At 42.7% G+C, this 20,551-nt stretch carries 15 protein-coding genes and 3 tRNA genes; 15 read left to right on the forward strand and 3 right to left on the reverse strand.

Annotation, left to right across the window (positions count from 1 at the left end):
• Nucleotides 1-988, forward strand: a 988-nt coding sequence (locus DKT75_RS03160; RefSeq protein ID WP_109821987.1) for a DUF481 domain-containing protein, incomplete at its 5' end; no start/stop codon positions are given.
• Between the two features lie 717 nt (nucleotides 989-1,705).
• Here DKT75_RS03160 and DKT75_RS21725 read toward each other — a convergent pair.
• Nucleotides 1,706-1,909 carry a hypothetical protein gene (locus tag DKT75_RS21725; RefSeq protein ID WP_146201313.1) on the reverse strand — a complete coding sequence of 68 codons (204 nt, stop codon included), beginning with the start codon at nucleotides 1,907-1,909 and terminating at the stop codon, nucleotides 1,706-1,708.
• 106 nt (nucleotides 1,910-2,015) lie between these two features.
• Here DKT75_RS21725 and DKT75_RS03165 point away from each other — a divergent pair.
• Nucleotides 2,016-2,092: transfer RNA gene (locus DKT75_RS03165), tRNA-Arg, on the forward strand.
• Between the two features lie 75 nt (nucleotides 2,093-2,167).
• On the opposite strand, the gene mutS is transcribed toward DKT75_RS03165, so the two are convergent.
• Nucleotides 2,168-4,747 carry a DNA mismatch repair protein MutS gene (mutS, locus tag DKT75_RS03170; protein ID WP_109821988.1) on the reverse strand — a complete coding sequence of 860 codons (2,580 nt, stop codon included), beginning with the start codon at nucleotides 4,745-4,747 and terminating at the stop codon, nucleotides 2,168-2,170.
• Nucleotides 4,748-4,959: 212 nt separating this feature from the next.
• Here mutS and DKT75_RS03175 point away from each other — a divergent pair, with 212 nt between their 5' ends.
• The 7 genes from DKT75_RS03175 (at nucleotide 4,960) to DKT75_RS03205 (ending at nucleotide 10,724) form a co-directional block, all read left to right on the forward strand.
• Nucleotides 4,960-5,451: a CinA family protein gene (locus DKT75_RS03175; protein WP_109821989.1), complete on the forward strand. Its 492-nt coding sequence runs from the start codon at nucleotides 4,960-4,962 to the stop codon at nucleotides 5,449-5,451.
• 84 nt (nucleotides 5,452-5,535) lie between these two features.
• Complete coding sequence (gene recA, locus DKT75_RS03180) at nucleotides 5,536-6,585, forward strand: recombinase RecA (RefSeq protein ID WP_109821990.1); 1,050 nt, start codon at nucleotides 5,536-5,538, stop codon at nucleotides 6,583-6,585.
• Nucleotides 6,566-7,030 carry a regulatory protein RecX gene (locus DKT75_RS03185; RefSeq protein ID WP_158278787.1) on the forward strand — a complete coding sequence of 155 codons (465 nt, stop codon included), beginning with the start codon at nucleotides 6,566-6,568 and terminating at the stop codon, nucleotides 7,028-7,030. Before recA ends, DKT75_RS03185 begins: the two co-directional genes overlap by 20 nt.
• An 82-nt stretch (nucleotides 7,031-7,112) precedes the next feature.
• Nucleotides 7,113-8,330, forward strand: a complete 1,218-nt coding sequence (locus DKT75_RS03190; RefSeq protein ID WP_109821992.1) for a YeeE/YedE family protein — start codon at nucleotides 7,113-7,115, stop codon at nucleotides 8,328-8,330.
• 63 nt (nucleotides 8,331-8,393) lie between these two features.
• Nucleotides 8,394-8,469: transfer RNA gene (locus tag DKT75_RS03195), tRNA-Lys, on the forward strand.
• Nucleotides 8,470-8,488: 19 nt separating this feature from the next.
• Nucleotides 8,489-8,564 (forward strand) — tRNA-Lys (locus tag DKT75_RS03200).
• A gap of 519 nt (nucleotides 8,565-9,083) precedes the next feature.
• Nucleotides 9,084-10,724 (forward strand): electron transfer flavoprotein-ubiquinone oxidoreductase, encoded by a 1,641-nt coding sequence (locus DKT75_RS03205; protein WP_109821993.1) that lies wholly within the window; start codon nucleotides 9,084-9,086, stop codon nucleotides 10,722-10,724.
• Nucleotides 10,725-10,792: 68 nt separating this feature from the next.
• Here DKT75_RS03205 and DKT75_RS03210 read toward each other — a convergent pair whose 3' ends face one another.
• The gene (locus tag DKT75_RS03210; RefSeq protein ID WP_109821994.1) at nucleotides 10,793-11,713 is read right to left on the reverse strand and encodes a LysR family transcriptional regulator; all 921 of its coding nucleotides are present in this window, start codon (nucleotides 11,711-11,713) and stop codon (nucleotides 10,793-10,795) included.
• Nucleotides 11,714-11,862: 149 nt separating this feature from the next.
• Here DKT75_RS03210 and DKT75_RS03215 point away from each other — a divergent pair, with 149 nt between their 5' ends.
• The 6 genes from DKT75_RS03215 to DKT75_RS03240 all read left to right on the forward strand — a co-directional run bounded on the left by DKT75_RS03215 (nucleotide 11,863) and on the right by DKT75_RS03240 (nucleotide 20,507).
• A complete protein-coding gene (locus tag DKT75_RS03215) occupies nucleotides 11,863-14,289 on the forward strand; it encodes an FAD-dependent oxidoreductase (RefSeq protein WP_109821995.1) in 2,427 nt (808 codons plus the stop codon).
• Nucleotides 14,290-14,392: 103 nt separating this feature from the next.
• Nucleotides 14,393-15,139, forward strand: coding sequence for an electron transfer flavoprotein subunit beta/FixA family protein (locus tag DKT75_RS03220; protein ID WP_109821996.1), 747 nt, complete (start codon nucleotides 14,393-14,395; stop codon nucleotides 15,137-15,139).
• Nucleotides 15,139-16,068, forward strand: coding sequence for an electron transfer flavoprotein subunit alpha/FixB family protein (locus DKT75_RS03225; RefSeq protein ID WP_109821997.1), 930 nt, complete (start codon nucleotides 15,139-15,141; stop codon nucleotides 16,066-16,068). Before DKT75_RS03220 ends, DKT75_RS03225 begins: the two co-directional genes overlap by 1 nt.
• Before the next feature lie 500 nt (nucleotides 16,069-16,568).
• Entirely contained in the window at nucleotides 16,569-17,621 is a 1,053-nt protein-coding gene (locus tag DKT75_RS03230; RefSeq protein ID WP_109822093.1) for a taurine ABC transporter substrate-binding protein, read from the forward strand.
• Between the two features lie 157 nt (nucleotides 17,622-17,778).
• A complete protein-coding gene (locus DKT75_RS03235) occupies nucleotides 17,779-18,573 on the forward strand; it encodes an ABC transporter ATP-binding protein (RefSeq protein WP_109821998.1) in 795 nt (264 codons plus the stop codon).
• Between the two features lie 2 nt (nucleotides 18,574-18,575).
• Entirely contained in the window at nucleotides 18,576-20,507 is a 1,932-nt protein-coding gene (locus DKT75_RS03240) for an ABC transporter permease (RefSeq protein WP_109821999.1), read from the forward strand.
• Nucleotides 20,508-20,551 lie beyond the last annotated feature (44 nt).

Below are 20,551 nucleotides of genomic sequence, written 5' to 3' on the forward strand. Positions count from 1 at the left end.
GTCTTCATACTCTGCAGCTCTAGGTTTTGATGCTGAGCGTGTATTCAGTTCTGCAAGCCGTAACACAACTATCGAAGCTGATGCTGCAGGTTCTATTTCTCGTGGTTCTGCTGATGGCGCTAACTCAGTAAGCTACTTCGATGCAGGTATTGCTGGTCAGGTTGATACATATTTCCGCCCTAATTCAAAAGGCGCATTTTGGTTCGGTGCTGCAAGTCTAGATGCTGAAAAAGATCAGGAAGACTTCGGTAGTACTGTTGGAGTTGGTCTAGGTTACGGTCGTGTTGTTAACGCTACGCCAATGGCTAAGGCGATTCGTCTAGTTGAAGCGCTTCGTGTTCAGGGTGCTTTGAAGTCTGTACCAAGCACAGCTGCTCACCAGCAAATTGCTAACATCATCAACAACGAAACTGCTTATAAGAGCAAGCACGGTTTTGACGTTTATGAGCAGTACTGGTTTGCTGACATGGAAAAAGCATTGGGCCAAGGTCAACTAGGCGCTGGCGCAATCATCAAGGCATATGACGTTCTAACTAATGAGTATTTCACTACTCGTAAGATTGGTTGGAAAGTTCAAGCGGGTGTTGGTGTTGAGCTAAGCCGTATTGATGGCGAAGATGGTGGAGATCCAACAGTGACTCTTGCTGGTGAATACCACAAGCCACTAAACCGTAAGACACAGTTCTCTAATGAAGCTGAGCTAGTGACAGACTACGGTGATGACAACGGTTACGACTTTGAAAATGTTATGACGCTTACTTATGAGCTAAGTGACAAGATTGACTGGGAAAACTCTTGGACACTTACTTCTGTAGATTCTGGTGTTTCTGGAACAGATAATACAACTAACAACTATCTTTCTTCAGCGTTTAGCTATGAGTTGGATAACCAGTTAGACCTAGGTCTTGTTGCTACAATTACTGATCTAGATGGTGCTGATGACCTTGATACATCTCTAAACTTTAACGTTGGCTACCGCCTTCGTTAATTATTATTACTGAGCTTTATAGTTCAGTAATGGTAGGAAAAAGCGGAGTGATGCCTATGCATCCTCCGCTTTTTTTTGCTTTGAAAATAGCTAAATGAATAAAGTATTATTTGTCGGTATAAGGGGAGTGTATGAATTGTCAGCTGACCTATAAATCTAAGTAATACACTAAAAGAATACTTAAGCAGTTCAGAGTTATACGCTCCATTTCGTTATATATTTAATGAGTTAAATAGCGTGTAAATATTTGATGGACGTGACTGTGCGTAAAATAAAATGCTGAAGAGGTGTTGGCATGCATTAAGGGGGGGGGGGGCAGGAGAGAAAGGGGTGGGGTGCAATTAACACCCCAATATTATTTGTTTACTTATGCCCTTTATAAATCTATCAAAGTAGCGTTTTATTTTTATTGTTCTCAGCCAGTTTATTCTTATTGTTTATTTTGTTCTTATTCTTTGCTTCGGCTGATTGGCTACTCGATGTGAGAACTATAAGTTAAAGCCGATGAACGGTATCTTAATGGGTGGGGGATTTTTAAACTTTAATTGTTGATTGGGCAATTAGTTTCATATTTCACGCTTTTGAGTCGCTCAGCAGGTAAATAAGTGACAAGTATCAAAATAGTGACGTCGTAACGTGACACTATCAGTTTTTCAGAACCTGTTTTTTGTAAGTGATTAAAGGTATTAAGTTATTACTTTACAAGGGCTTGAGTTTTTATGTGGGAAGTTGGCATGCTAACTGCAATATATAAATCAACAACAGAGCAATAATAATAAAATAACTATAAAAAGATTTACCAGCAAGCCCCCGAGAAGAGCGATCTATAAATAATAAAAATAAGATCACCGCCAATCTCAATCCCCTAGCGCCCTTTACTTCCCCCGGTAAAGGGCGTTTTTTATTTCCGAAGGCTTTCACATTTCACCCCTTATTTATGCTGGCGGGTGATTCACTGGTTATGTGCCACAAAAGTTTTTGAATGGATTCAACTTGACAGGTTTTGCTGCTAGAATACTTGCGCTAAGTCCCCGTAGCTCAGTTGGATAGAGCATTCGCCTCCTAAGCGAAGGGTCGGACGTTCGAATCGTCTCGGGGACGCCACTCCAATACTTTCTGTATTAAATGCCTTTTATATTCTGAAGCCTTACTAGTAACTATAAGTAACTGATTGTTTAATTACTTTATCAACTTGCGAAGTTGGTACAGTGCGTCATGAGCCTGTCTCGGGGTCAAGTCGTCCGGATCAATCTCAGCAAGTGCCGCCTTAACGGCATCTGCCTGTGGGTCATGAAATGGCTCTGGTTCAAAGTTAAGCGCTAGCGGTAACGTTCCGCCTTCAGGTGCTTTCAATGATTCAGCTTCAAGCGCATGAAGTTTCTTTTGTGCCTGATGAATAACTGACTTTGGAACACCTGCAAGCTGTGCAACCTGCAAACCATAACTCTGGTTGGCAGGGCCATCTTTAACTCTGTGTAAAAAGACAATTTTATCCGCGTGTTCAACCGCATCAATATGAACATTAGCGATACTGTTTATTTGATCTGGCAGAACTGTTAGCTCGAAGTAATGGGTAGCAAACAAGGTAAACGCCTTTCGTTGAATCGCAAGGTATTCAGCGAATGCCCACGCCAATGACAAGCCATCAAATGTACTCGTACCGCGTCCGATCTCGTCCATCAGTACTAATGAGTTGGAGGTTGCATTATTAAGAATGTTAGCCGCTTCGGTCATCTCAACCATAAAGGTAGATCGACCTGTGCTTAAGTCATCATGTGCACCGATACGGGTAAAGATACGATCAATAGGGCCAATTACTGCACTTTGTGCAGGGACAAAGCTACCAACATGCGCCATCAGTACTAATAGCGCAACTTGTCTCATGTAGGTCGACTTACCACCCATGTTTGGTCCAGTGACCATTAACATGCGACGCTTCGTATTCATCACAAGATCATTGGGAACAAAAGGTGCGTCCAGCGTAGTTTCAACAACAGGGTGGCGACTCTCAACGATGTTTAAGCCCGCTTTATTCGTCAGTTCTGGGCGGGAGTAATTTAGAGTAACGGCACGCTCAGCAAAGTTACTCAATACATCTAGCTCAGCAATAGCTTGAGCGGTGGTGCGTAATGGTTGTAGATGCCCAGCGAGTGTTTGAAGTAGCTTTTCGTATAATGACTTTTCACGCGCCAAGGCGCGTTCACGAGAGGACAGTACCTTGTCTTCAAATTCCTTAAGCTCTGGTAAAATAAAGCGTTCAGCGCCTTTGAGAGTTTGGCGTCTTACATACTCAGGAGGGACTTGATCCGAGTGCAGTCGAGAGACTTCTATATAAAATCCATGAACACGATTGTACGCAACTTTTAGCGTTGAAATCCCCGTACGCTGGCGCTCGCGTGTTTCTAAATCGAGTAAGTATTGATCTGCATTTTGACTAAGGTTGCGTAGTTCATCTAGCTGTTCATCATAGCCTTCAGCAATCACGCCACCATCGCGGATGAGGGCTGGCGGTTCATTGATAATTGCCTGGCTTAATAATTCCAGTAGCTCACTATGACAGTCGATTTGTAAGCGTAAATCTTGTATGTAGTTGAAATCAATAGGATCAATCGTTGAATGAAGTTGCGGCACAATTGTTAGTGAATTTCGCAACGTTGATAAGTCACGTGGACGTGCCGACCCTAATGCAATACGAGAAACGATTCGTTCAATATCGCCAATTTGTCGCAGTAGCGGTTTGATGTCTTCATAGCCATAAGTATCAATCAAGCACTCTACGGATTGGTGACGATTGCGGAGCACGTTCTGGTCCTTTAGCGGTTTGTTCAACCAGCGACTGAGTAAGCGTCCGCCCATGCTCGTTGCCGTTTGATCAAGCACTGAAATCAGTGTGTTCTTATGGTCACCACTTAAACTTTGCTCAAGCTCAAGATTACGACGACTAGCAGCGTCTAGCACGATACCGTCATCGGTCGATTCAATATGCATGCCTGTAATGTGAGGTAGGGCAGCGCGTTGAGTTTCTTGGACGTATTGTAAAAGTGCGCCAGCAGCAACAATGGCTAGCGGCAGGTCGGTACAGCCAAAACCACTAAGGTCATGAGTTCCAAACTGCTTAGTCAACAATTGTAGTGCAGTGTCACCATCGAAGTGCCAGCTGGCGCGTCGAGTAATTGAATGCTGTGTCTTGTGTAGTGGGTTTTGTTCTTCTTGGAGAAGTATCTCTGCGGGCTGTAAGCGCTCAATTTCATTAATTAAAGAATGTGAGTTCTCAAGCTGTGAAAGTGTGAAACGGCCACTACTTAAGTCGATATAAGCCAGACCAAAAGCATCATTTTCTTGGAAAATGGCCATTAGTAGGTTGTCACGTGTTTCATCTAAAAGGAAATCATCGGTCACTGTGCCGGGCGTTAAAACGCGTGCCACCTTACGTTCAACAGGGCCTTTACTCGTTGCAGGGTCGCCCACTTGCTCACAGATAGCCACTGAAACACCGAGCTTCAGCAGCCGAGGCAGGTATTGTTCAGCGGCATGGTAAGGTATCCCCGCCATAGGAATAGGCTCGCCATTTGACTTGCCACGAGCGGTGAGTGTGATGTTGAGTAGTTCAGATGCTTTTTTTGCGTCCTCAAAAAACAACTCATAAAAATCACCCATGCGATAAAATAACATTTGATCTGGATGCTCAGCCTTAATTTTAAGAAACTGTTGCATCATAGGGGTATGAGTTGGTTTGGCTGTTTTTGGTTTTGCTGGCATTGTCTAAGCTAACTCTATTGAGTGACGTAAGGGGTAGCTCGCTATCATAGCGAATGCCGCATCGTTCCTCTAGTAGAGAGTAGGTCTAGCAGTGAATGATGTCGCCTACTTTTGCGTCGGTTCTTATTATATTAATGGTTCGAGTGTCATCAAAAGAAACAAAAAGCGAACAAAAGCTTTTTAAGCGCAAATTTTTTAGGTAGGATATGGCGATGAATGAGTTAAACCTCCAAAACACAGCAAAGCAGGTAATGAGCTTGTTGGCTGAAAGAAATTATCAATTGGTTGCTGTTGAGTCATGTACGGGTGGTTGGGTTGGTAAAATTATCACTGACTTGTCGGGTAGTTCGGCTGTGTTTGCTGGAAGTTTTGTTACTTATAGTAACCGTGCTAAACAGCAAATGGTGGGTGTTCAACTTAAAACCTTAGAAGCTTTCGGTGCAGTAAGCGAGCAGGTTGCTGCTGAAATGGCTCAGGGTGCAGTACAAAGAACGGATGCTCAAATTGCACTATCAATTACCGGTGTAGCAGGTCCAACGGGTGGTACCAAGGCAAAGCCAGTGGGTATGGTTTGTTTTGGTTGGGCGATAGAAAATAACGATCCTGAAACAACGGTTTGTTATTTTGATGGTGATCGTGACGAGGTTCGTCAGCAAGCAGTAGAATATGCATTGCAGGGTGTCGCATTGCGTTTGGCTAAGTAAGTCATATACGTTTAGAATGCGTCACAACTTAAATTATAATAATCGGGCAATCCTATTTGCCGTTAGCTGAAAGGAAATTTACGCGTGGATGATAATAGAAAGAAAGCTTTAGCCGCAGCACTTGGTCAGATTGAAAAGCAGTTTGGTAAGGGCGCAGTTATGCGCATGGGCGATGATAGCGCTGCTCGTAATATTGAAGTTATCTCTACAGGTTCTCTGACCTTGGATATCGCATTGGGCATAGGTGGTTTACCACGTGGCCGCGTCATCGAGATCTATGGTCCAGAGTCGTCAGGTAAAACAACCATGACGCTGCATACTATTGCAGAGTGTCAAAAAGCAGGTGGTACAGCAGCATTTATCGATGCTGAGCATGCACTAGATCCAGGTTATGCTGAAAAGCTGGGTGTACAAATTGATGATCTACTCGTTTCTCAGCCAGATAACGGTGAGCAAGCACTAGAGATAGCGGATATGCTAGTGCGCTCTGGTAGTGTTGATTTGGTTGTCATTGACTCGGTGGCTGCATTGACGCCTCGTGCAGAAATTGAAGGCGATATGGGTGACTCTCATATGGGTCTTCAGGCGCGTTTGATGTCACAGGCTCTACGTAAGCTGACTGCAAATATCCAGAAATCAAAGACGATGGTTATCTTCATCAACCAAATTCGTATGAAGATTGGTGTGATGTTTGGAAGTCCAGAAACTACAACGGGTGGTAATGCACTTAAGTTCTACGCATCTGTTCGTTTGGATATTCGCCGTATCGGTGGTATCAAGAAGGGTGACGAGATCGTTGGTAACAGCACGCGTGTTAAAGTTGTTAAGAATAAAATGGCACCTCCGTTCAGAGAGGCTGAGTTTGAAATTCTTTATGGTCAAGGTGTTTCTCAGCAGGGTGAGATAATTGACCTTGGTGTTAGAGAAGGTTTGATCAATAAAGCAGGTTCCTGGTATAGCTACAAGAGCAATAAGATTGGTCAGGGTAAAGATAATGTTCGTACCTTCCTTTTGGAAAATCCTGATATTTCTGACACGATTGAAAAGCAACTTCGTGAGAAATTGCTAAAGCCTGCCGGTCGTCCTGAGAAGCCAGTCGAGAAAGAAGAAGACGGTGCTGACGAAGCAGAATAAGTTAGATGATGTCAGTCGCTGCTGGAAGTCAGCGATTGACTATTTGTCGAGGCGTGAACACTCGCGCCTCGAACTTAAAAGAAAGTTACAACTTAAGCCTTTTTCCGAGTCTGTTGATTTAGAAGGGTTACTAGATCGCCTGTTAGAATCAAACTATCAGAGTGATGAGCGTTACGCTGAGAGCTTCGTTCGATCTAGGATAATTAAAGGGCAGGGCGAGAATAAAATTCGCCAACAACTACTCCAGCGTGGGGTTGATAGTCGACTGGCCGATCGCTCAATTCAAGAAGCTGATGTTAATTGGTGGGATCTTGCTGAAAAACAGCGAGAGAAGCGCTTTGGTGAGGCTTACCCTGTTGGCAGAGACGCACAAGCCAAGCAATCGCGTTTTCTCTTATCTAGGGGCTTTCCCTCATATATCGTTCGTGAAGTGACTCAAGCTTAATTTTTTAATTAAAGCGTTTATAATGCCGTCCTTAGTCTAGCGCTGTTGTTGCTAGTGACTTTATATTTAGGGCGTACTTATTATGGAAATCACCACTCAGGTGCTTCTTTGGGCTTTCGGGCTCGCATTTATCTTAGGCGTCGTAGCCACCAAAACCAGTTTTTGTACTATGGGTGCTGTGTCCGATATAATTAATATCGGTAATACAGGCCGTATGCGTGCATGGTTGTTTGCAATGGGGCTAGCTATACTAGGTGTTAGTTGCTTAAGCTTGTTGGGTTATGTAGATATGTCATGGACAGCTAGCAATGACACTGCAAACCCTCCTTACCGTGCACCATTGTTTGCGTGGCCTAGGCATTTACTCGGTGGGGTGATTTTTGGGGTGGGTATGACAATCGCCTCAGGTTGTGGAAATAAAACGCTAATACGAATTGGTGGAGGTAATCTCAAGTCGGTAGTAGTGCTCTTGGTTATGGGAGTTGCCTCCTACTTGATGATTTTTACTAACTTTAGTTATGACTACTTTATTGGGTGGATGGAACCCGCTTTCATTAACCTCAGTCAATATGGTGTTGCAGACCAAGGCGTGAATACAATAATAAGCACCCTAGGCGGTTTTGATAGTGACCGTAGCTTGATGGTTACTGCTGGAGTAATCGGTGGAGGGTTTGTCTTATGGGCGTTTCTCTCTAAAGACTTCACTGCTTCATTTGATCATTGGTTATCAGGTCTTGTGGTTGCTGTAGTGATCGTTGCAGCGTGGTGGGTTACAACCGGTACGTTAGGTGTTGAGCTATTAGATGAAGTTGAAATGATGGATGAGCGTCCTTTTGCGGTGGGTGCGCAATCATTTACCTTTGTGCAACCTTCGGCTCATTTATTAAGATGGATTGAAACAGGGTTTTCGAGTCAAATGATTACTTTCGCGCTGTGTGCAGCTGCGGGAGTTTTATCTGGAGCTTTTGTATATTCACTAGTCACGAAGCAGTTTCGAGTTGAGTGGTTCTACAATGTAAAAGACTTCGTTGTTCATGTGATCGGTGGCTTCTTGATGGGGGTTGGTGGTGTGCTTGCGATGGGTTGTACTGTTGGGCAAGCAATCTCAGGGGTCTCTACGCTGGCGTTGGGTTCTTTTCTGACATTTGCGTCGATTGTTTTTGGTAGTGCTTTAACAATGAAAATCCAGTATTACGGAATGGTCTATGAAGATGAATCTAACATCTTAAAGGCGTTAGTTTCATCATTGGTTGATATGCACTTATTGCCAGAAAAACTGCGTCAATTACAAAAAGTGTAAAAAGTTTTAAAAAGAACTTGTAAAAATAATCGCGGTGTCTATAATACGGCTCTTCTTGACGGAGGGGCGTTAGCTCAGTCGGTAGAGCAGTTGACTTTTAATCAATTGGTCGAGCGTTCGAATCGCTCACGCCCCACCATCCTCAAGAATCCCAAAATGGGGCGTTAGCTCAGTCGGTAGAGCAGTTGACTTTTAATCAATTGGTCGAGCGTTCGAATCGCTCACGCCCCACCATTCTTTTGCAGTATCCTCTCATAGTTAATCCTCAGTAAAATTCAGTTCGAATAAACCAATCAATTGTAATTAAATTTACCCTTGTTACTACCCAGTAAGCAAGCTTATCTGCGCCCTAAATAAAAGATTTTTCATTGTGTGCGATGGTATTCTTAAGCCTGTTTTTCAGGTGAAAATTTCTTCAAATAGTCAGTAAAAAAAACACTCATAAAGCTATTTTGGCGGAATAAAAACACCCTATTTAGTGCTTATAATTTCAGTAAATTATTTAAAATTGATTTTTTCTCTAGCTTAAAAATATTTTTCGGTGCTATTCTTTTTCTCTTCAAATTAAATTTTATTCGAAAGGCGAGCCTATGAATTTTAGAATTCAGTCAAGAAAGGTGACCCTTGTCAGCATGCTCCGCAAAGAAAAAGCTATGTTTTAGACGTGGTGTTGGTGAAGCTTCGGCGGTAAGTGATGGAGGAGCGTGTTGATCCTAAATACATATTAAGTTTAGACATTATAGAGAGAAAGCCATGAGTGAAAGAGATGCTATAGATGTGGATGTAGTTATTGTTGGTGCTGGCCCTGCTGGTTTATCGGCGGCAATTCGTCTGGCACAGCTAGCCCAAGAAAATGACAAAGAAATAGCAATTACAGTGTTAGAGAAAGCGGCTGAAGTAGGTGCTCATTCTTTGGCAGGAGCAGTCCTAGAGTCACGTGCTCTAGATGAGTTAATACCAGACTGGCGCGAAAAGGGTGCGCCAATCAAGACTCAAGTGACGGAAGATCACTTTGTGTATCTTACTGAGAAAAAATCAATACGCTTACCGACGCCGCCATCAATGGATAATCATGGTGAGAAAAACCATATTGTTAGTTTAAGTCGTTTGACTAGCTGGTTAGGTGAGCAAGCCGAGGCTATGGGTATTGATATATATGCGGGTTTTGCTGCAGCCGAAGTGTTAACCGATGAGAATAATAAAGTTGTTGGTGTGGCTACGGGTGAAACAGGTGTAATGAAAGATGGAACCCATGGTCCTGAGTATGACCCAGGTATGGAGTTGCGCGCTAAGGTAACGATTGTTGCAGAAGGTTGTCGCGGATCAGTTAGTCGTGTGTTGATCGATAAATATGATCTTGCTAAAGACTCGGCGCCACCAACTTACGGTTTGGGTATTAAAGAAATTTGGGAAGTGTCGCCTGAGCAGCATTCAGAGGGGAGAACATTACACTCGATTGGTTGGCCTCTGAAGAGTGATACTTACGGTGGTTCATTCTTATATCATATGGAAAACAACCTAGTTGCTGTTGGTTTTGTTGTTGGTCTAGATTATTCAAACCCTTATTTAAGCCCTTTTGAAGAATTTCAGCGCTTTAAAACTCATCCAGATATTCGTAAAACATTTGAAGGTGGTAAGCGTGTTAGTTACGGCGCTCGTGCAATCACTGAAGGTGGCTTGCAATCATTGCCTAAACTTGATTTTCCTGGTGGCTTACTGGTTGGTGATGCGGCAGGTTTCTTGAATGTTGCAAAAATCAAAGGTATTCACACAGCAATGAAAAGTGGCATGTTAGCTGCTGAAGCTTGTTTTGATGTGGTGACTGCTGAAGATTCTGAGGCTGTTGGTGATGTTTCTTATGATGCCGCGTTCCGTAGTTCTTGGATGTTTGATGAGCTGAATGCGGTGAGAAATATCAGGCCTGCGTTTAGTAAAGGTCTTCTGTTCGGTTTAGTAAATGCTGGCTTCACTGCCTATGTGACTCGAGGTAAAGAGCCTTGGACAATGACGCATCATGCAGACCATTTGCAGCTAAAGAATAAAGATGCTGTTGAAAAGATTGAATATCCAGCGCCTGATGGAAAGTTGACGTTTGATCGTTTGTCATCGGTGTATTTGTCTAACACTAACCACAATGAACAACAGCCAATTCATTTGAAATTGAAAGACCCTAGTGTTGCTATCGATACTAACTTGGCACTCTATGATTCACCGGAGTCGCGCTATTGCCCAGCTGGAGTATATGAAATAGTTGAGCATACGGAGGGTGTGCCAGAAATGCAGATTAATTCGCAAAACTGTGTGCATTGTAAGACGTGTGATATCAAAGATCCGACGCAAAATATTGTATGGACAACGCCTGAAAGTGGTGGTCCTTTATACAGCAGTATGTAATCTTTGGACTTGAAATAATGGTTGGTGTGAGCTAACCATTGTTTCAATTGGCCAAATTAGCAAGCAAATTACAGCTCAAGATCCTTCGCGATCCAATCCCTTAATATCATTGCGTTATCAGAATACATTCTTGTTGATGCCGCATAAAAGTCATAGCTGTAACTATTTAGAGATTTTTTGAATAGTCGTATGAGCAAGCCATTGTTTAGTTCGTTAAGCATTAGTTCATCCGCTAAAACTAAACCCTGTCCATCGACAGCGGCTTGTGCGCGAACATTAGCATCGCCCAGTGTTCGACGTGGATTGTTTAGTCTTAGTTCGCTGTCTGGCAGTTGATATGCATCAAGCCAGTCTTGCCACATATCTTCTTCTCTATCTTCGCATAGCAAAGGAATATTTTTCAGTGGTCCGCTCAGTAGGGTGTCGATGTTTAGGTGCTGTGTCGAGCTGATATTGTGAGTTTCTAATAGTCGTGGGCTTATAACTGGAAATAAAGGCATGGTAATTTTAGCAAAACGATCTTTGTCTAATTTATCGTTACGAGGTCCCCAGATAATAGCTAAGTCAACATCGTCGAGCTTGAAATCATCCGCGTCTACAGTGTGTTGAAGCATAATGTTGATGTTTGGAAATGCTTCGTTGAAGCGACTAATGCGTGATGATAGCCAGCGTGCGGCGACATAGGTTGTGGCTGCAATAGTCACATTTGCTTGTTGTTTGCTGACTTTTAGTTTGGAAACTGTGTGCTCTAATTCTTGAAATAATCGGCGAGTCGTTTGGAAGAGTAATTGCCCTGCTTCGGTGAGATAAATTTGACGTATGGAACGTTTAAATAATTTGCATTGGAGGTCTTCTTCTAGTTTCCTAATTTGGTAGCTGACTGCTCCTTTGCTAACACATAGTTCTTTGGCTGCTAGCAAGAAGCTTAAGTGGCGAGCGGCTGCTTCAAAGACCTTTAGACTTTCAAGTGGCGGGAGTGAATGTTTCATTAGTCATGTTTTCCGAAGGTGGATGAGCGAGGAAGGCTTTAATGTATGGGTCAGTTTATTTGAACTATATAACAGAAACTTTCGTTTGTCATTCATGTGTCGTATTGTGCATTATGATAATCAATATTTAAATAGCTTGGAGTATGTAGATGGTTGATTCAGTTAAATCCCATGCGCGCGTCGTGGTCATTGGTGGTGGTATCGCAGGTTGTTCAACGCTGTATCACTTGACTCAGTTAGGCTGGACGGATGTTGCTTTGGTTGAGCGTGACGAGCTAACGTCAGGTTCTACTTGGCATGCGGCAGCTCAGGTTACACAGTTTGGTGGAAATCAAACGATGATTGGTTTGAAGCGTCATAGTATTGATTTATACCGTGAGCTTGCTAAAGATACTGAGCATCCATTCTATTATGAAATTACGGGTGGTATGCGTACTGCTTACACTCAAGATCATATCGATACTTATCAGCATTACATTGGTATGGCTAAAAGTATGGGTGTTGAGATGGAGTACATCAGCCCTAAAGAAATTAAAGAACGTCATCCTCTTTTGTCGACTGATAAAATGTTGGGGGCTTGGTGGGATCCATTGGATGGTTATATTGATCCATCAGGAATCACACTAGCACTTGCTCGTAAAGCACGTGAAGCAGGCGCATCGGTTTACCGTTCAAACCCTGTTGAAAGTATTACTAAGAAAGAAAATGGCGAGTTCATCGTTCATACAAAGAATGGTGATATCACTTGTGAAAAAGTAGTTAACGCGACAGGTTATCGTGTAAATGAAGTAGGTAACATGTTGGGTGTAGAGCATCCTGTTACATCAATGGAGCACATGTACTTCCTAACGGACAACTTACCTGAGCTTGAAGCGCTAGATTTCCAAGTTCCAATCATTCGTGATCCTCTTGATGACTTCTATAGTCGTCAGGAAAAGAATGGTCTATTGGTTGGTATTTACGAGCAAGATTGTAAGACGTTTGGTATGGATGGTATCGATCCTAACTTTACACGTGACCTATGCCCACCAGATCTAGATCGTTGCCTAGATAACATGGAGCGTATCTTTGAGCGTATGCCTGCACTACAAGAAGCGGGTATTCACACAACAGTAAATGGCCCAATCACTTATACAATTGATGGCGCGCCATTGATTGGTCAGATTCCAGGTATTGAAAACGCTTACTGTGCAATCGGTCTTCGTGCGGGTATCGGTGAAGGTGGCGGACACGGTAAGATTTTGGCAGACTTGATCGTTCATGGTGAATGTGAGTGGGATGCTTGGTGTGTTGATCCACGACGTTTCACACAGTATGCAAACACAGAGCATACGACTTTAAAGACGATCGAAGATTATCAGAACGAATTCCATTACCACATGCCGCATGAGCATCGTCCAGCGTCACGTTTAGCAAGAACAACACCTATTTATCCTGTGCTAGATCAAAAGGATGCAGCTTGGGGTGTGGTTAATGGTTGGGAAAGAACATTGTTCTTCAAGCCAACTCCTGATTTTGTAGATGAGCATTCGTTCCGCTTTACACCAACAAAAGATGTTGTTGATAAAGAAATCAAAGCGATGACTAAAAATGTCGGCATCATGGAAGTTTCAGGCTTTAACCGTTTCTCTATTCAAGGTGAGGGTGCTGCTGACTTCTTAGATGGTTTGACGTGTAGCAACATTCCTAAAAAGGTCGGTAAAGTAAGTCTGTGTTACTTGCTAAACGAACATGGTCACGTACTAACTGAAGCAACACTTGCTAAGTTAGATGAAGATCATTTCTGGTACGGTTCTGCGGCTGCGGCTGAGTGGCACGATTTAGATTGGTTGAATAAGCATAAGCCAGACACAGTAACGATTACTGAAATGGCAGCTTCACATACTATTCTTGTGGTTGCTGGTCCTAAGTCTCGTGAATTGTTGCAGTCACTATCACCACGTTGTGATTGGTCAAAAGCAGCATTCCCTTGGTTGAATGCGAAAGAAATGACAATTGGTCACGCTAAAGTAATGGCAATGACAATCAGTTTTTCTGGTGAACTTGCATACGAGTTACACGTTCCAAATGAGCAATTGTACTTGGCGTATAAGTTGATCAACGAAGCGGGTGAGAAGTTTGGTTTGACCCAGTTCGGTATGTACGCGACAGAGTCAATGCGTATGGAAAAAGGTTACCTACACTGGAAAGCAGATTTGATCTATGAGCGCAACCCAATGGAATCAGGTATCGGCTTCTTCGTGAAGATGGATAAGCCAAGCTTCATCGGTAAAGAGCCACTAGCAAAAATGATCGCTGAAGGTAATAAGAAGCAGCTAGCTACATTCGTATTTGAGTGTGATATAGCACCTGCACACGTAGGTGACTCTATGTACAACGGTGACAAGTTGGTTGGTACAGTAACTTCTGGTGCTTACGGGCATCGAGTTAACAAAAACATTGCGTATGCTTTTGTTGAGCCTGAGTTTGCAGTTGTTGGAACTGAGTTGAAAATTGAAATACTTGGTGAGATGTATCCAGCAGTTGTTACTGAAACTTGCTTGTATGACCCTAAGAACGAATTAGTTCGAGGTTAATCAGTGTGGCAGGGTAGTTGCTGTGATACAGCAACTACCCTGCATTAGGTAATTTCTAATAGGTAAGACCTATTGGTTAAGTACTTTGAAAAGAGGAATATTAATGAAAGTTTTAGTTGCTGTGAAACGTGTTGTTGATTACAACGTGCGAATTCGCGTTAAGTCAGATGGTACGGGTGTCGATAAAGACAATGTTGTGATGTCGATGAATCCTTTCGACGAGAACAGTCTAGAAGAAGCGATGCAGATGAAAGAAGCTGACGTTGCTAGCGAAGTTATCGCTGTCAGTATTGGTGATGAGAAATCGGAAGATACGTTACGTAGTGCATTTGCAATGGGTGCTGATCGTGCGATTTTGATTAAAACTGACGTAGAGTTAGAGCCTTTAGCGATTGCTAAATTGTTGGCTAAGGTTGTTGAACAAGAGTCGCCACAGGTTGCGATCTTGGGTAAGCAAGCGATTGATGATGACTCAAACCAAACAGGCCAGATGTTATCTGCAATGCTAGGTTGGTCTCAAGGTACTTTTGCGTCAAACGCTGAGCATGTTGACGGTGCGATAAACCTAACACGTGAAACAGATGCGGGTTTAGAGACAATCAAAATTACACTTCCTGCTGTAATTACAACTGATTTACGTCTAAATACACCTCGTTTACCTAAGCTACCTGCAATCATGAAAGCTAAGAAGAAGCCGATTGAAACGCATGAAGCAGATTCGTTTGGGATTGATTTAGCGCCGCGCTTAGAGGTTGTAAGTGTTGCAGCACCAGCAGAGCGTGCAGCGGGTATCATTGTTGCAAATGCAGCAGAGCTTGTTGAAAAATTGAAAGAAGCGGAGGCACTATAATGTCTATTTTAGTAGTTGCAGAGCATGATAACGCTAGCCTGATTTCTGGCACGTTAAGTACATTGGCAGCAGCAAAAATTATCGGTGGTGATATCACTGTATTGGTTGCCGGTGAAAATGCGGGTTCAGTAGTGACTGAAGCTCAAGCTTTAGAAGGTGTGAGCAAAGTATTGGTCGCTGATAATGCGGCACTTGCTGATGGCCTTGCAGAGAATATTGGTAACTTAGTATCGAGTATTGCTGGTAACTACAGTCACGTACTAACACCAGCATCAAACTTCGGTAAAAACTTCATGCCACGTGTAGCTGCAAAGCTAGATGTGATGCAGGTTTCTGATATCGTCGAAGTAGTTTCTGCTGACACATTTGTACGTCCTATTTATGCAGGTAATGCATTAATGACGGTGAAGAGTAATGATACTGTTAAGTTAATTACTGTTCGTAGTACGGCATTTGATGCAGTTGAAGCGACTGGTGGCTCTGCTGCAGTAGAAGATCTTGCATTCTCTGATGTATTTGCTGGCTCCTCATTTATTAGTCGCGATGTGACTTTGTCTGAAAGGCCAGAGCTTGGGACAGCGAAAATTGTTGTTTCTGGTGGTCGTGGTGTCGGCAGTAAAGAAAACTTTGCTGTGATTGAAGGGTTGGCAGAAAAGCTAAATGCAGCTGTTGGTGCATCTCGTGCGGCAGTAGATTTAGGTTATGCGCCTAACGATTGTCAGGTCGGTCAAACAGGTAAAGTTGTTGCTCCTGAAATTTATTTCGCTATTGCTATCTCTGGTGCGATTCAGCATCAGGCTGGTATGAGTGAAAGTAAAATCATTGTAGCGATTAATAAAGACGCTGACGCACCAATTTTCAATATTGCAGATTACGGTATTGTGGGTGATTTGTTTGATGTCGTTCCAGAGTTAATGGAAGTTTTATAAGGCATAGTTCAAATTTGCAGGGTGAGAATTTTGCACCCTGCGTTTTGTTAAAGCTCTTTTAATAGTCGAGTTATCGGTTCTTTTTAATATCCTATGGAAGATGTCATAAATATAAAACAAGTTTTTCTGGGAATGTTTGTCGTTATAAAGTTTTAAAAAAGCAGTAAATTGTTGTGTGTTTATTGCCCTTGAAGGATTGTCGTTTTCCCTGTAAATGTAGGGGTTAGCGTTTGTTGAGTGGTTTTTATCGTTTTGGTTGATACTTATTTATTTGTTTTTAATCACTGAATGTTGGTGGGTATAGGACTAGTCAACTGAACCATTGATTTAAATTACTCATTTGTCATATGGGTTGATTTATGAGAAGTTTTCATGGTCAATTCTTTATTGACTTAAAGAATACGGGTCTGTTCTGCTTGTGTTGGTAACAAGATGGTGATTACTGCCAAGGTCGTATCTCTTTGGTTAACTGTTAGCAATGAGAGGATAAAATGAAACCAATGAAAAATCTTTTAAAGAAAGCTACGTTTACAGCAATCGGTTTAACATTTGCAGCATCTGCTTCCGCAGATATTAATGTTGCATATTTCCTAGAGTGGGCAACACCGAATCAAATCGCGAAAGTTGAAAAAACATACGACGAGGCACTGGGTGAAAAAGTTAACTGGGTTAACTTCGCATCAGGTGTTGCAATGACGGAAGCGATGTTATCTGGGGATATTGATATCTCTTTCAGTCAAGGTATGGCGCCTTTTGTAAACGCAATAAATGCGAATGCTCCACTTAAAGCGGTTGGTATTGCTGTTGTTTATGGTGCTGGTGGTGATTGTGTTGTTAGCAATGCTTCAGGTATCACTAAGGACAATGCTTCAGAGTTAGAAGGCCAATCAGTTGCTGTACCACTGAATACAATGTCTGATTTTGAATTCCGTATGACAATGGTAAACCTTGGTGTTGATGTAAGTAAAATTACAGTGGTTGACCAAGAGCCAGCTGACGCAGCGGTATCACTAACAGATGGTCAAGTTGCAATGGCTTGTGGTTTTGGTGAGAACTCTCTTTCTAAGATGAAAGAAGTTGGTAAGCCAATCTTCACCTTAGCGGAAAAGACTGCGGCAGGTATTGAAAGTTACGACATTGTTTCTGTATCAGAGAAGTTTGCTGAAGAGAATCCAGAAGCACTGAAGACTTTCATGGAAGTCACATCACAAGCAAATGCAGACTTTGCTAAAGATCAGTCAAAAATATCTGTTATCGCTAGCGATGCAGGTATGAGTGTAGACAAAACGAAGAAGCAGATGGCTGGATTTAGCTTCCCTTCAGCAGAAGTTCAAGTAAACGAGTACCTTAGTAAAGACGGTAAAGTTGCAACGCTATTGCCTTTCATGGGTAAGATGTTTGCGACAGCAGCAGCGCCTGCAAAAGCAGATTACAGCGCTGTGATTGACGCATCTTTTCTTGGTGCAACACCAGCAGTAGCAGCGACTTTAGAGTCACTAGCAGAGCGTGTTATGTCACTAGAAGCTAAAGTAAAGACTTTAGAAACTAAGTAATAATCGTCGTGTTACTAAAAGCGGCAGCGAGAGTTCTCTCTCTGCCGCTTTTTTTTAATCAAAAAATTCGATGATCAGTAACTAATAGTAGCCGGAGCTAGGCCTGCTTAGCTAATAGTTACCTGAAGAGTGCGGTTCATTATTTTAAAGGGAATATATGAGTGATCTTGTCGCGAAAGACTTAAGTATGGTTTTTGATGTTGGTTCGGGGGGGCAGGTGCATGCGCTTAAGAATATCAACTTCACATTGAAAAATGGTGAGCTACTCTCCGTTTTGGGACCATCAGGGTGCGGAAAAACTACGCTGTTAAATATCATTGCGGGCTTTAACCGCCCTACAGGTGGGGCAGTCTACTTAGGTGATGAAGAAATTGAAGGGCCAGGTGTAAACCGAGGGATGGTTTTCCAGCAAGGCGCTTTATTTGAATGGTTGACTGTGTCAGAAAATATTAGTTTTGGCCTTCGTATGAAGGGTGGAACATCAAAAGGAAGTCAAAAAAGGGTTGATGAGTGGTTGGATATTGTTGGCTTGTCAGGCTTCGGTAATGTGCCAACGTATCAATTATCTGGGGGTATGCAGCAACGTATTGCATTAGCACGTTGTCTTATTAATGACCCTGATCTGATTTTGATGGATGAGCCATTAGGTGCTTTAGATGCGCTTACACGAGAAAAAATGCAGGCTCTAGTTCTGAAAATTTGGAAAGAGACTGGAACCACCATCATGATCATTACTCACTCAGTAGAAGAAGCGTTACTGCTAGGGGAAAGGTTGTTTGTTATGGCGCCACGTCCAGGGCGAATTCATAAAGAATACAATCTTCCATTTGCGGAAATGGGGGTGACTCAAGACACTCGCGATATCAAAAATACACCTGAATTTATTCAGACACGTGAAGAGATTCTTACCATGATTTGGGATATGGAAGAAGAAATTATGGGGCAGACGTAATTATGTTAGATTTCTTATTTACATACCGAGGCCCCATCGTAGGCACGCTATTCCTGGCTTTAATTGCGACTATTGTCTGGGCTGTGCTTTATGGCCGTAAACTCATGCGTACAGAAAAGTCAGATGCTGTTTTTGGTAATCCAGAGCGTGCATTAGGTGGTTGGCATTGGGTAATTACAGGTGTCAGTTTTATCCTGTTGTTATGGTTCTACTTCTCTTGGGATGCAGCAAGGGCGTTTCGTCCAGTAGCGGCAAACGAGTTTTGCCAAGTAGACAAGCTTTCATCAGCAGGTAATCCAATTCGTTCTGTTTTGCCTCTGGAAAAATCTTTCTTGAAAGGCACTAGTCTATTAGTTAGAGAAAATAGGCAATTAAGCGATTTAGCGGACGACCTCGAACGCCTTGGCTTTTCTGATACAGAAAAAGCGGAAGCGAAAGAGATTGTCAGCTTGATGCGGTTAGCTATTGTGGGAGCAACGTCTCCACAGTATTTGGATGCGTCAACGCAAACTAGATTTGTAGATATTGAAAGTCGTATAACAGCACTAACCGCTAAATTAGCGAATGAAGGCTACCCAGGTGCTCCAACGGCAGCTCAAGAAGAAGCCGCTGCTAATATTGCACGCTGGGGTGATTCTGGTAACGAAATACCATATGCACCAGCAACACCTCTTGGTTATAAGTTCGCTGCTGCTGCAGTAGAAATGAAAGCTATTTCTAAAGACTTTATTAAGATAAAAAATACCAACGAGCACTTTTTAGGTCAGGTTGATGAGCTTAAGTCTCAGATAGCTGCGTTTGATACTAAAGCTAAAGCTGCCACTGGTTTAGATGAGCTACTCGTTGAGAATCGAGCTGATTTCTTTAAGGGTTTAACGCATGTGTTACGACGTGTTGATGACGGTAATATTTTTCCGCCAGATGCGTTAAATGGCATTCAAACAGCTTTAGTAGCACTAGATGGTGAACAAAAGAGTCAGCAGGGTGGGTTGAAGTATTTTGGTGCATTAATGATGCCAGGTGGTGAAATTCGTGCCGGTAGTAACTCATGTAGTGAGCAAGGTTCAGGGCGTTGGTTGCCAAAGCCATCTGACACTTTGCGTACATTTGTGCGTATCTCTAACCCTGAAATTGGTTACAAAGGTAACCCACTACTTTGGTACAAAATGAAGCCGTTTGGTGAAATGGTTGACTTGGTTGTTCCAGACTTTATTTCTTCTTTCGTTCCTGGTGACTTCCCTCGTCATGATGAGAATGGCGTCGTTACGCCTAACCTGAAGAGTAAAGTACATGACTTTGTTACTGGTAATTTTGTTTCATTTAAAGTGCCGATGCCAGCAGGCCATGTTTGGGACTCGTTAATCCGTGTTGTTGCAGGACTGTTCTTCGGTATTCTCTTAGGGGTTCCATTAGGGTTGTTCATGGGGCTGTCGAGATTTTCGAAAGGTTTCTTTGACCCAATTATCGAGCTTTATCGTCCTGTACCGCCACTTGCTTGGGCGCCATTGATCTTAACGATCTTCGGTATTCAAGATGACGGAAAAATTTTCCTACTATTCATGGTTGCCTTCGCAATTATGGTTGTCTCTGCAAGAACAGGTGCGACAGGTACAAATCTCTCTAAAATCCATGCAGCTCATTCGCTGGGTGCTTCTAAAGGGCAGATTTTGCGTAAAGTGATTTTGCCAAACTCTTTGCCTGAAATACTGACTGGTATTCGAATTGCCATTGGTGTTTGTTGGGGGACGTTGGTCGCTGCTGAAATGCTCGCAGGAACGACGGGTATTGGTTTTGTAGAGAACGTTGCACGTAAGCAGTCGGACTACGAAATTATTTGGACGACGATTATTATCCTTGGATTACTTGGATTGTTATTTGACCTGATGATGCGTTGGGTGATTGATAAGACAATTCCATGGAGAGGTAAAGGTTAAGCCTCAGTTATACGCTGTTTTTTGTGATTACAGATTTATTTACT

Source organism: Leucothrix arctica, assembly GCF_003172895.1.
Classification (GTDB): domain Bacteria; phylum Pseudomonadota; class Gammaproteobacteria; order Thiotrichales; family Thiotrichaceae; genus Leucothrix; species Leucothrix arctica.